The organism is Butyricimonas paravirosa (assembly GCF_032878955.1).
In the GTDB taxonomy this organism is placed as follows: Bacteria; Bacteroidota; Bacteroidia; order Bacteroidales; family Marinifilaceae; genus Butyricimonas; species Butyricimonas paravirosa.
Genome location: NZ_CP043839.1, coordinates 4,505,729 through 4,518,706, shown reverse-complemented (window position 1 = coordinate 4,518,706; position 12,978 = coordinate 4,505,729). Strand labels below are relative to the sequence as shown.

8 protein-coding genes are annotated in these 12,978 nt (G+C 42.5%); 2 read left to right on the top strand and 6 right to left on the bottom strand.

Translation table 11 applies throughout. The features are described from left to right. Nucleotides 1–2: 2 nt before the first annotated feature. The 3 genes from F1644_RS18245 to lysS all read right to left on the bottom strand — a co-directional run bounded on the left by F1644_RS18245 (nt 3) and on the right by lysS (nt 3,885). Nucleotides 3–959: a nucleoside recognition domain-containing protein gene (locus tag F1644_RS18245; protein ID WP_087421116.1), complete on the bottom strand. Its 957-nt coding sequence runs from the start codon at nt 957–959 to the stop codon at nt 3–5. A 102-nt stretch (nt 960–1,061) separates the two neighbouring features. Then, entirely contained in the window at nt 1,062–2,066 is a 1,005-nt protein-coding gene (locus F1644_RS18240; RefSeq protein WP_087421115.1) for an NAD(P)H-dependent glycerol-3-phosphate dehydrogenase, read from the bottom strand. Between the two features lie 94 nt (nt 2,067–2,160). Beyond that, nucleotides 2,161–3,885 (bottom strand): lysine--tRNA ligase, encoded by a 1,725-nt coding sequence (gene lysS, locus F1644_RS18235; protein WP_087421114.1) that lies wholly within the window; start codon nt 3,883–3,885, stop codon nt 2,161–2,163. Nucleotides 3,886–4,205: 320 nt separating this feature from the next. Here lysS and recJ point away from each other — a divergent pair, with 320 nt between their 5' ends. Both recJ and recR read left to right on the top strand, forming a co-directional pair. Then, nucleotides 4,206–5,924, top strand: coding sequence for a single-stranded-DNA-specific exonuclease RecJ (gene recJ / locus F1644_RS18230; protein ID WP_087421113.1), 1,719 nt, complete (start codon nt 4,206–4,208; stop codon nt 5,922–5,924). Nucleotides 5,925–5,927: 3 nt separating this feature from the next. Next, nucleotides 5,928–6,545 carry a recombination mediator RecR gene (gene recR / locus F1644_RS18225; RefSeq protein ID WP_118304312.1) on the top strand — a complete coding sequence of 206 codons (618 nt, stop codon included), beginning with the start codon at nt 5,928–5,930 and terminating at the stop codon, nt 6,543–6,545. A 79-nt stretch (nt 6,546–6,624) separates the two neighbouring features. Here the strand turns inward: recR and F1644_RS18220 are convergent, their stop codons facing one another. From F1644_RS18220 to F1644_RS18210, 3 genes are read right to left on the bottom strand one after another with little or no spacing between them, the layout of a single operon-like run. Beyond that, a complete protein-coding gene (locus F1644_RS18220; RefSeq protein WP_158572057.1) occupies nt 6,625–8,007 on the bottom strand; it encodes a TlpA family protein disulfide reductase in 1,383 nt (460 codons plus the stop codon). 8 nt (nt 8,008–8,015) lie between these two features. Beyond that, entirely contained in the window at nt 8,016–9,446 is a 1,431-nt protein-coding gene (locus F1644_RS18215) for a RagB/SusD family nutrient uptake outer membrane protein (protein WP_118304318.1), read from the bottom strand. 12 nt (nt 9,447–9,458) lie between these two features. Beyond that, nucleotides 9,459–12,959: a SusC/RagA family TonB-linked outer membrane protein gene (locus F1644_RS18210; RefSeq protein ID WP_118304319.1), complete on the bottom strand. Its 3,501-nt coding sequence runs from the start codon at nt 12,957–12,959 to the stop codon at nt 9,459–9,461. Between the last annotated feature and the right edge of the window lie 19 nt (nt 12,960–12,978).

The following is a 12,978-nucleotide window of genomic DNA, read 5'->3' as shown; positions in this document are numbered from 1 at the left end:
CTTTATAAACTAATATTTTCAACTTTTACCGGTGAGTGTACACGCACCTGTAATAAATAAATGCCCCGACGAATCCACACAACAATCACGGCTAACACGACACGGGGAAATATCAACCATCCCGCAGGTAATCCCATCACGGCAAACAACAGCGGATCCTCCAGTTGCGAATGAGAAATCGCCAGATGATGATTCAGCAAATCTGCCTCCTGATGTCCCAGTTTTCCCATCTTGGCATAATCCATCATGATCGCGGAACCGTAAGCCAATCCGACCGTGTTCCCCACCAACCACAGAAAAGCCACATCCGGATTCAGCCCGAACAAACGCATTAACGGGGATAACATGGCAGACAATATTTTCAAAATGCCGAACTCTTCCAACAACCGTTGCAGTATCATCAACCCCGAAATCACCAGTACGATTTTCAGCCCCAGCATCACACTACTCTCCAGCCAATGTAACATCGTCTCCCAGAAACCGAGAGAAACCGCCGTTTCCGCCATCATCTTCCCGCTCATTTCCGGCAGCAACCAATTCAAACCAATTGCCGCAACGAAACTTCCCAAGACTCGCAAGATCACCATCCACACCGCAGACGAACCGGTCTTCTGTAACACGATAGTTTCCACGACAAAGTTATGGGAAATCAAACACATCGTCGCCATGATCAAACTTTCCCGCACGGAAAAATCAAGCGTGGAAAGCAAGGCGATTACGGTATATATATTCGTAAATATACTGGTAACGAACACTAAGGCTGCATCTCCCGGCAAACCGATCAAGGTAAACAAAGGGGATGCGAATGAAGAAATATAAGGCAGAATATTAAAGTATGACAGCAAGGTCACGAACAAAGATACCGGCAACATGATTTTCAAAAACCATACTGACGTCTTTATCGCCACGGGTAAGGCCTTTTTCACACATTCCCAAACCCTCGCACTGTAATTTGACATACTTTTTAATTGAAAATTGAAAATTGAAAATTGAAAATGATAAAACCTCATTTACACTTTCCAAATTTTCTTATTAAACTTTTAGCTTTTATCTTTTAATTTTTATCTCAACTCGTCGGTTAACAATCTGATTTCCATTGTCGGACTGATTCGCTCGTAGAGGATGTTATAAACGGCCTCCGTGATAGGCATGTGGACTTTATACTGCTGATTGATTTCATGAATTCCTTTCACGCCAAAATACCCCTCGGCAACCATCAACATCTCCATTTGCGCAGACTTCACGGAATATCCTTTCCCGATCATCGTACCGAATGTCCGGTTCCGGCTGAACTGGGAATAGGCTGTTACTAACAAATCACCCAAGTATGCAGAAAATTTAATATCCCGTTGAATCGGATGCACGGCATTCACAAAGCGTTCCATTTCCTGAATGGCATTAGCAACCAACACGGCCTGAAAATTATCGCCATATCGCAATCCGTGACAGATTCCCGACGCAATAGCAAAAACGTTTTTCAGCACCGCGGCATACTCGGCCCCGTATATATCATCGGAAATCGTGGTTTTCACGTAGAAACACTCGAATAATTGAGCCACAGTCCGTGCTACCCGCAGGTTCTCACTGGAGAATGTCAAATAAGACAAACGCTCCAAGGCTATTTCCTCCGCATGGCAGGGACCGGAGATAATTACAATCTGTCCTAGAGGTACCTCGTATTTCTGGTGGAAGAACTCCCCGATAAGTAGATTCTCATCCGGAATCATCCCCTTGATGGCCGAAACGATAATCTTATCTTTCAACGACACTTGCAACCTTGGAGTTACCACGTTTTGCAGGAAAGCACTCGGGATAGCGAACACAATCACATCGGAATTCATGATCACCCAATCCAGATCATCCGAAAATGAGATTTTGTCTATATCAAAATCGACACCACACAAATACCGCGGATTGTGTTTTAATACTTTAAAGGCCTTTATCGATTCAATGTTTCTCATGAACCAATTAATATGCCCGTTATTTTCTGTCAGCATTTTAGCGATAGCGGTAGCCCAACTACCCCCACCAACTACTCCAATCCTTGGTTTCTCAACTATTTCCATGATACCAATAAGTTTATAAAGTTCATAAAGTTATAAAGTTTATAAGGCAAAAAAATAACTTTATAGACCTTATAAACTTTACAAACCTTAGAACCTATTTTATCCAGCTCTTTACCTCATCCGGAGATAAGGTCTTCAAGCCTAATTTCATTTTTTTATTTAAACCGCTCAATTCCTGATGCAACTTGTTCGGGTTCTCTACCGCCTTCAAGGCTTCCACGGTCTGGTAACCGGCTTTACGAACCACGGCAACCCAATCAGCCGGGATTCCCAACTCGATAAATTTCTCGTCAGCATCCACGGTAGCCACTTTCTCCGGTTTCATTTGCGGGAACAACAGCACATCCTGTATAGACGGGCTATTAGTCAGGATCATACAAAGCCGATCGATTCCGATACCCATTCCCGAGGTCGGGGGCATACCGTATTCCAAGGCACGCACAAAGTCGTAATCGATAAACATGGCTTCATCATCCCCTCTTTCCTGAAGTGCCAACTGATCTTTGAAACGATTCAACTGATCGATCGGGTCATTTAACTCGGAATAAGCGTTCGCCACCTCCTTACCATTCACGAACAACTCGAAACGCTCCGTTAATCCGGGATCTGAACGATGCATCTTAGTTAGCGGAGACATCTCCACCGGATAGTCGTAAATAAAGGTCGGCTGTATATAATGACTTTCACATTTCTCTCCGAAAATCTCGTCAATCAACTTACCCTTACCCATCGTCTCGTCCACGTTCAAGCCGATAGACAAACAGAATGCCCGGATCTCATCCTCACTCTTACCTGTGATGTCAAACCCGGTATATTCTTTAATCGCCTCGGACATCTTCACGCGCTTGAACGGACGCTTGAAATCCACCTCGTTCTCCCCGAAAGGAGCTTTAGTTGTCCCGTTCACGGCCATTGCCGCTGCCTCGATCATTCTCTCTGTGCTATCCATCATCCACAAATAATCCTTGTACGGCACGTACACCTCCATACAAGTAAATTCCGGGTTATGCGTCCGGTCCATACCCTCGTTACGGAAATTACGGGAAAACTCGAACACCCCGTTAAAACCGCCCACGATCAAACGTTTCAGGTACAACTCGTTCGCGATACGCAAATAGAACGGAATATCCAGCGCATTATGATGCGTGATAAACGGACGCGCCGAAGCCCCTCCCGGTATAGCCTGCAACACCGGAGTCTCCACCTCCAAACATCCCATTTCCGTGTAGAACTGACGGATGGCGTTGATCATTTTCGTACGCTTGATAAACACATCCTTCACCTGCGGGTTCACGATCAAATCCAAATAACGTTGACGGTATCTCAATTCCGGATCGGTAAAAGCATCAAACACTTTACCATCCTTTTCTTTCACAACCGGTAGTGGACGCAAGGACTTGGACAACATCACCAACTCTTTCGCGTGAACTGAGACCTCTCCCATGTTCGTGCGGAACACGAATCCCTTGACTCCCACAATGTCACCAATATCCATTAACTTTTTGAAAACGGTATTATACATCGTGCAAGCTTCATCCCGACTCACATCATCCCGACTCACGTAGACCTGAATCCTACCTTCGGCATCCTGTAATTCAAAAAATGAAGCCTTACCCATAATCCGCCTGCTCATCATTCGCCCGGCAATCACAACCTCTTGCAATTCCTCCGGTGATTTTTCAAATTTATCCAGAATCTCTTTAGAAAGGTGAGTTACTTTAAATTCCGGTGCCGGATAGGCATCTATTCCCAAATTTTTCAACTCGTTTAAAGAGTTCCGGCGAATAATTTCCTGTTCGCTTAATTCTGCAAGACTCATTTTTATATGCTTTAAAAGGTTATATAAAATCTATTTTATCACCGGGCATACGCCCGCTCTAAATTTTATTCAAAAATTAATGTGCAAAGATAATAAATAAAGTGCAAAGAAGAAAGTAAAAGGGCTGCTCTCCCTCGTTATTTACATTTCCCCTGCTTTTTGTTAAAATTTTATCACCAAAAATTCAATCTTATTTTTATACAACTGAAACACAACCGCATAACCTTATTTAGAACAAACCTGTTAAAAAATATAATCAGTATTCTTTTGAAATCCCAAGGAATTTCTGCTTCTTTGTAGCAGAATAGGAGAAAGAGATAATGAAAAAAAGATGGGTCATCAACACCCCACCCGAGTGGGAAAAAATTGACAAACTATCCAAAGAACTTAACTGCAGTCATGTTATCGCGAACTTGCTTTTGCAACGCGGTGTGGACACTGCAGAAGAGGCCCATGCTTTCTTCAATCCAACCCTCAACATGCTCCATGACCCGTTCTTGATGAAGGATATGGATAAAGCAGTTCTCCGGTTGGAAAAAGCAATCAGCACCGAGGAAAAAGTCATGATCTACGGCGATTACGACGTGGACGGTACCACGGCCGTTGCTTTACTCTATAAATACCTGAAAAATAAATGCGAGAATCCGGAGTATTACATCCCGGACAGGTACACGGAAGGCTACGGGGTTTCCATCTTGGCCATCGATTATGCGGCCCGCAACGGGATCACACTCATGATCGTAACCGATTGTGGAGTGAAAGCCGTGGAGAAAGTCCGTTACGCAAAATCCAAGGGTGTGGATGTCATCATCTGTGACCATCACACCCCGGGAGACGAACTTCCGGATGCTGTCGCCGTCCTCGACCCTCAACGGAAAGATTGTCACTACCCCTACCGGTGGTTAAGCGGTTGCGGTGTCAGCTTCAAACTGGCACAGGCATATAGCATGAAACACAACTTACCAATGGCAGACTTGTACAAATTGTTGGACTTGGTTTGCGTCAGTATTGCCAGTGACATTGTTCCAATCACGGGAGAGAATCGTATCCTCGCTCATTTTGGTTTATTACAATTAAATAGGAAACCCAGCCTGGGATTAAAAACGATACTAAGTTTCTCCGGAATCGGTAAAGACCTGACGATAAATGACATTGTTTTTCGCATAGGCCCAAAAATCAACGCGGCAGGGCGAGTTGAATCGGGGAATAAATCAGTTGAACTCCTGATTGCCGATGACGAGACCAGAGCCACGGAAGTCGCCGCAAGTATCAACAACTTCAACGATCAACGCAAAAAGCTGGATCACGACATCACCGAAGAAGCCCTCGAATACATCAATCAGTCCCACTACGACCAATCCCAAAAAGCAACCGTACTTTACAACCCGAACTGGCACAAAGGTGTCATTGGAATCGTTGCTTCACGTCTGACGGAATATTACTACCGCCCGACCGTGATCCTGACAGAATCCAACGGTTTGGCTACCGGATCTGCTCGCTCCGTGGAAGGATTTGACCTGTATTACGCCATTTCACAATGTAGCGAATTCTTGGAAAATTACGGGGGACACAAATACGCAGCAGGACTGACATTAAGGCTTGAAAACATCGAACCTTTCAAGGCTAAATTCCAAAAAATCGTGAGTGAAACGATCACGGAAGAGATGTTGACACCCCAGATCAATATTGACGCCCAAATCAAATTAAACGACATCACCCCGGATCTTTATGCCATGATTCAGAAGTTCGCCCCGTTTGGTCCCAACAACACGATCCCCGTGTTCATGACTGAAAACGTGACGAATTTCATTGGTTCAAAACAAGTGGGACGTAACAACGAACACCTAAAACTGGTCGTCGTGGATGACACGAGAGTCTGCAACGACCGGAGTGGTATAGCTTTCGGTATGGGAGAGGCATTTTCCCGTATCAGTAAAGGTGAATATTTCGATATTTGCTACACCCTTCAGGAAAACGAATTCATGGGGAAAAGCGACATTCAAATGATGATTCGGGATTTAAAATTCAAAGAGGAATAAAACATGCAATCTTTATCTTCCAAACTATTGGAAAAAGCAGTGGAACAATTTGCATCCCTTCCGGGAATCGGACGCAAAACAGCTTTGCGTTACGTACTACACATGCTGCGCCAAAGCCCCGAAGAGGTAAAGCAATTTACAGCCAGTATCACCGCCTTGAAAGAATCTATCAAAGAGTGCCAGTACTGCCATAACATTTCAGACAGTGACACCTGCGAGATTTGTTCCGACCCGAAACGGGACTCTCAGACCATATGTGTCGTGGAAAACATAAAGGACATCATGTCCCTTGAAGCCACGGGCCAATACCACGGGCTTTACCACGTTTTAGGAGGGATTATTTCCCCCATGGACGGCATAGGCCCATCCGACCTTCACATTAATTCTCTACTAGAACGAGTGGCCAATCCTTCCGTGAAAGAGGTTATTTTCGCCTTGCGAGCCACCATAGAAGGTGATACCACGGGTTACTACATTTTCAAAAAACTCCCCCGCCGGGATGAAATCACGGTCAGCACCCTTGCCAAAGGTATCGCCATAGGTAATGATCTCGAATATACCGACGAACTCACTCTGGGACGCTCCCTCGTAAACCGGGTAAAATTTAGTCTAAATGGATGATTTTCCTACATATTAAAAAGAATCCGGACGGAGTTCCGTCCGGATTCTTTTTTTAATTACACTTTGAACTACATGATAATTATTTCACCAATTGTTCCAACTGCATCCGCAATTTAGGATCCGAGGGACGTTTGGCATTCGCATCCACAATTTTCCCCTCTTTATCCACGATCACAATACGAGGAACCCCACGAATCAGGTATTTCTTTACCAGATCCGATTTAAAACCTCCCGGCACGTTCAACTGTAACTCGGCACCTTTCTTATCTTTAACCATCTTTCTCCACAAAGCCATCAACTCATCTCCCGTATCCACGGACATCGAGATAAACACGATATTTTCCCCTTGCATATCATCAGCCAACTTCTCCATATAAGGCATCTCCGCACGACAAGGAATACATCCCGTAAACCAAAAATCCAACACCATCACCTTGCCCTTAAAATCAGCCGAAGTATATTCTTTTCCCTTCACGTCAACCGCCTTAAACTCCGGGGCCATCTGTCCTCTTGCGATGATTTTATGGGTTTCTTTGGACTCTTGGTAACGAGCCTCCAAAGCGGGTAATGCCGCCAATGCCTCCGGATGGGTAATATATTGACGAACCCCTTCCAGATAAGTCGGGAAATCATCAGAATATCCTTTCTGTAATGTAAGATTCAACAATTCCACCAAGAACATAGAACGAACCTTCTCATCCCCGATCTTCTTCGCGTAAATTTCCATATATCTCTCCGGAGAAATCTCAATCCATCCCTTCTTTTCCATCTGTTCAAATGTCCCCAACATCATGTTAAACCATTTTGGTATCTGCACGAGAGATGAATCCGAAAAGTTCACCTCTTTCATGAAATCATAAAAATTATCTGCCAGTTCAATCTTCAACTGAGGAGCAAACATCGCAGTATTCGCAGGACCATTTAATCTTTGCAAGTAAAAATCACAACGATACTTTAATTTTTGCAGCCGAATAAAGTCCTGATCCAAACCGGAAGTTTCCAAATTTCCAATCAAACGATTCACCTCCTCTGTGTTCAGTCTCACCCACTCTGCCGAGTAAAGCGAAACATCCTCAGGTACAGAACCTAAATATACATTTTCAGACAAAAACGTATTCTCGGCAGCATGATCTCCCACAAACACAACACCATCCGCACCTTCTTGTATCTCTACCCGTGCACCCGGAGTCAAATAAACCAAATAAAATTTCTTGTTCACCCCTACATAACGGAAATAACCCGGTACATTCAAATCCACCTCATAAGCATAATTTCCCAAAGAATCCGGTTCCATTTTCGTGTACCCAGCTGTAGACCCCTCTGGAATAAAAAAGAAGTTTCCTTCAACCGTATTCTTAAACTCCACTCTCGCCTTAGTAGATGATTCCGTCTTATCCTGACATCCGGTTCCGGCAAAAGCCAGAACCGTTAATATCAAAAATACACAACATATTTTATTCATATGAAATATCATTTCGTATTTTGAACCAAATTGCTTGTCTCCATCGCTTGCTGTGGGAAAGGCCACACTAACAGAGGCGAATCCGGGCGCAAAGAATACGTTTTAGTTTCTCCGGCCTCATTCACATAGGTCTTTGTCAACGTTTCATTAAATTCTGTACAGAAACGTCTCATATCAAAGAATCCGTTATAAGTCAAAACTAATTCTCTCTTTCTCTCCTCACGAACCAATTTAAATGCTTCATCGGCATTAGCAGCAGTTAACTCTGCCGTTCCAGGGAACACCCGATTCCGATACAAATCATTCAGGTATTTCATCGCATTATCTTTATCGTCCTTTCTTGCATAACATTCAGCTATCATCAAGTAAACTTCTGACAAACGCATACCTCCCGGATTCCACTTCACATTCATACTTCCAAACATAATAGCCCCTGTTTCTGCCGTAGGACGTGCTGGCATATAGTATGCCCAACAAGTGATATAACGCAAATCATTATCCTTATCATACAAATCGATCATTTCTTTCCGCGCATACTGCGGGTACGGATCTGTATTAGTATGTGCAAACTGATATAATAAATGTTCTGGATTCGAATCCTCAAGTTTAGCAGACATCATCCATCCGCTTGCCATTGATGGAAGCAAAGGATTTTGTGCAAGCGCCTCATTATACATCTCATTTATATCCCAAAGTTTATGATAGCTTGACTTTAAGGCATTCAACCCGGACTCCAAGGCCAAGTCGATCTCTCCTTTATACAAACGCACCTTAGCCTGCAAAGCATACCCGAAACCCTTGGTCGGACGATAGGAATTCAAAGCCTGTTCTGGTAGATCAGCTAAAGCCTCCTCTATATCCTGTTCAATAAATTCATAAACTTCCTTAACCGTATATTGCTTACTTTCAGACTCCAAATCAAACTTTTTATGAATAATAATACCCATATCGGTTGCCGCAGTCTCTTTCTTATAAGGTTTTGCAAAAGTGTTCACCAAGAAAAAGTAATTATACGCCCGCATTATTTTAGCCTGAGCAATTCCCAACTTTTTATCCGTATCCGGTCCCTCTGCATCATTCATATGTTCTACTACAACATTGTACGACGCAATTCTGGAATAACAATCAGAATATAACTCTGCAATCTCTCCATCTACCATATAATTATAACGATCAACACTCTCATCCCAAAAGAACCCGATAGAATACATCGGATACAAGTAAGATTCCAACTCTGCCTTTTTATAATAGGTAACTTCATTTGCCATATACCAAAAAGGAGTCATAGAAAATTTCGGACTAGCCGCTTCGATCAACCCCAAATAATCATCCGTTGAATTCAACACGGCTTCCCCTTTAGGTACAACATCCAGATAGTTATCACAGGACACAAGCCCCATAACCAAAGATAACCATATAATTACTATATATTTTTTCATACATACACTCAATTAAAAGTTAATATTCAAACCAAGACTATAGGTCGGCATCAGCAACTCCGTACGAGTTCCCGCATTTGCATTGAATGATTCCGGATCAATCCCTTCCCCGTTACTTGCCCAATAGAACGGATTATCCACTTGAGCCCGAAGACTAACATTTTGTAAATTCACTTTCTTAATCAAATCTTTAGGTAAAGAATAGGTAATCCCGATATTACGACATTTGATAAAAGAAGCACTCAACACGTGTACATCGGCATATTTCCAGAGATAATTACGATCCGTGTTTGCCCCGTACGCTCCCATAGCAGGAATATCCGTGTCCTTATTCGTCTCAGTCCACCGTTTCGCCATATCTTTATGCATACTGCCCGTGATATCCGTGTAAGTAGAATAAAGAGGTGTTACATCATTTCTCAAAGAATGTCCCGTGTAATACACGAACTTCGTAAAGAATTCTAAACTCTTCCATCTTAAGTTGATCGTCAAAGCCCCGTTCCATTTTGGAGTCAATTGCCCGGCGTTTACCAAAACAGCAATATCACGTACAGGTTCATTTGATTTTATCTCACCATTCTGGTCATACACGGAAGGATCTCCTGTCTCCGTCAAACCTGCATAGCGATAAGCGTACACCGAATTATAAGAATCTCCCTTCAAATAATTACTTCCCGGATATTGCAACATATCAATGGCATTAGAAGGCACGTAACCCACTTTTTTAATCACATTCTTATTATTAGCCGCAGTTAACGTCGTGTTCAAAGCCCAATCCTTCTTCTTTAACCAATCGTATGACACAGAAATTTCCAAACCGGTATTTCTCATGGCTCCATTATTTACCCTGGCAGTCTCGAAACCTAATGATGGATCTAACGTCTTATTAGCCAATAAATCCGAACTATAGCGACGATAGAACTCCAAGGATCCGCTCAATCTTCCGATTAACGCAAAATCCATACCCACATTAAACGTGGATGTTTTTTCCCAACGTAACATTTTATTAGGAGCTTGCGTGATTAAGGTGATGCTGGCCTGCGTGTAAAGCGAGTTCGCGTAAGTTCCCAGCAAATAAGGAGAAGAAGACTGATCCACGTTACCCGTAATACCATAAGTAACACGTAATTTCAACATATCCAACCAAGCGATGTCATTCAAGAATGATTCCCGGGTCATCAACCAGCTCGCCCCCACGGACCACAAAGGACGATAACGATATTTCGGGTCTGTACCGAAAAGGTCTGCCTGATCCACACGAATACTTGCATTCAGACTATATTTAGAATCATAAGTGTACCCGGCATTAGCATAAGCTGAAACATAACGGTGTTTCGTATTCGTCACATTCAACAATTCAGACTTTTTCTGAAGAGCATCTGTCAATTGTCCTTGTACACCATCCGTCATCAATGTTTCCCAGTTCACTTGCTTATAAGTCAATTTTCTACCATCATAACCGTAACGTTCACTTTGAGATTCATTCCATTCATCTTGGCGAATTTCACCTCCGGCAAGTACCGTCAAATCATGCCTATCAGCAATTGTTGTCTGGTAATTCAATTGTGCTCGGAAATTAAAGAACTCCGAATCAGAATGTTTTTCAGCCAAATGTCCTCCTTGAGGAATATGATATACAAATTTCCCAACAGAACCCGATGCGTAACGATTCACCATGTCCCGCATAATATAAGAATCCGCCTCGTCATATTGCTTAGCATCTGATTTAGTACGTTCATACTGGAATTTTACTCCTAAATCCAATCCTTTGTATAATTTGAAATCGGCATTCGTAAACAAACGTACGTACACACTTTTCGTGGTAAGCATATTTTTATACATCTCCTCTTTCAAATTATACCCCATAAATTCCAACCCTTCTGTTTCATTTATATCCATAGCACGATAATAATTTACCTTGTATTGGTAAACCGGATCACCCTCATCAGACACAACCCGCTCGTACGGCATCGCATCCAGCCAAGACACTCCTGATTGAGATACTTCTGTCTTGGTAAGGTAAACATTAGACCCGTATGTTAATGTGAACCAATCCGCTAACTTCAACTCGTTTTTCAGATAAATACTATACTGATTAGCCGAATTCGATCTTAAATATCGTCCGCTATCTTCATAACGAAGTGAAAAATACAAATTAGACTTTTCCCCTCCTTTTAGTAAGGACAAATTATAATTCTGGCTCAAAGCCGTGTGCGCCAATACTTTTTGTGCTTCTCGACGATAATCATTACTTCTCATCGCATTTATCGCCTGATTCACTTCGCCTTCTGTCATATTGCCGTCGAGCATCTCCCGGTAATAACGTTCAATGCGAGTATATGATCTCGGGGAATTAGAGGCATCTTTATTGGCAAAATACCCACTGGGATCACTTCCATATTCCGTATGATTAAACAAGAAATCTTGTTCAAAATCAATAATATCACTCGTGGATGCATAATCCATATAACTGATTTTAGGAAGTGGATTTATGTAAAAACTAGCGGATAAATCAATATTCACTTTATCCCCTTTTCCTTTTTTCGTCGTGATTACGATCACACCATTAGAAGCACGTACCCCGTATAATGAAGTGGCCGCAGCATCCTTCAACACGGTTATCGTTTCCACATCATCCGGGTTGATGGAACTCAAAGATTGATTCATCACGATTCCATCTACTACAAGTAAAGGGGTTGAACTCACCGCGAAAGAAGATGCTCCCCGAATCTCCAACTCATCCCCATAAGTAGACAAACCGGGAGTCAAACCTTCAATCTTGGAAACCAAACTCGTACTTTGTACTTTTCCTAAATCTTCCGCTTTCAAAATCGTCACAGAACCCGTTGAACGTTCACGAGAAATCGTCTGGTAACCGGTAGCCACCACTTCTCCCAACATCTCAACCTCTTCCTCCATCGTCACGTCCAATAATTTATCCGAACCATCATACAACAGTTCCTTCGTCTTCATTCCAACAAATGAAAATACCAAGGTAACGTTCTTTTCTGTTAATTTAAACTCGAATCTCCCATCTACATCGGTAGCCGCTCCCAACGTCGTACCTCTCTGAATCACCGCTACACCGGGTAGAGGCATCCCTGTCTCATCCTTCACCACTCCTCGAACCGTGTAAATTTTCTTCTCGTCATTACTTTTATAGGAAATAACAATTAATTCTCCCTCATGGCTATATTTAAAAGGCATTCCCTTTAACAAAATATCCAAACATTCCTCCACACTCTTATTTTCCAATTTTGCAGACACTTTATAACTATTCAAGTCATCATAATTGAAGATAAACTTACAATCAGCTGCTTCACTCAAACTTTTCAATGCTTTCGACAATTCCACGTTTTCAAAGTCCAAGCTCACCACCCGATTTTGAGTCACACCGGATGCGATACTCGTGAAAAAACACAAGGAAAACACGAATTGTATCAAAAACATTTTCACAATTCTCCTACTAACGTTCCTGTCAATGGAACGCTTCTTACTCAAAAGTATTGCCATAAATGATAGTTTTGGTTAT

Coding starts and splice junctions, on each gene's coding strand:
- F1644_RS18240 (WP_087421115.1), bottom strand. CDS start 2,066: ATGGAAATAGTTGAGAAACCAAGGATTGGAGTAGTTGGTGGGGGTAGT.
- lysS (WP_087421114.1), bottom strand. CDS start 3,885: ATGAGTCTTGCAGAATTAAGCGAACAGGAAATTATTCGCCGGAACTCT.
- F1644_RS18220 (WP_158572057.1), bottom strand. CDS start 8,007: ATGAATAAAATATGTTGTGTATTTTTGATATTAACGGTTCTGGCTTTT.
- F1644_RS18210 (WP_118304319.1), bottom strand. CDS start 12,959: ATGGCAATACTTTTGAGTAAGAAGCGTTCCATTGACAGGAACGTTAGT.
- recR (WP_118304312.1), top strand. CDS start 5,928: ATGCAATCTTTATCTTCCAAACTATTGGAAAAAGCAGTGGAACAATTT.
- F1644_RS18245 (WP_087421116.1), bottom strand. CDS start 959: ATGTCAAATTACAGTGCGAGGGTTTGGGAATGTGTGAAAAAGGCCTTA.
- F1644_RS18215 (WP_118304318.1), bottom strand. CDS start 9,446: ATGAAAAAATATATAGTAATTATATGGTTATCTTTGGTTATGGGGCTT.
- recJ (WP_087421113.1), top strand. CDS start 4,206: ATGAAAAAAAGATGGGTCATCAACACCCCACCCGAGTGGGAAAAAATT.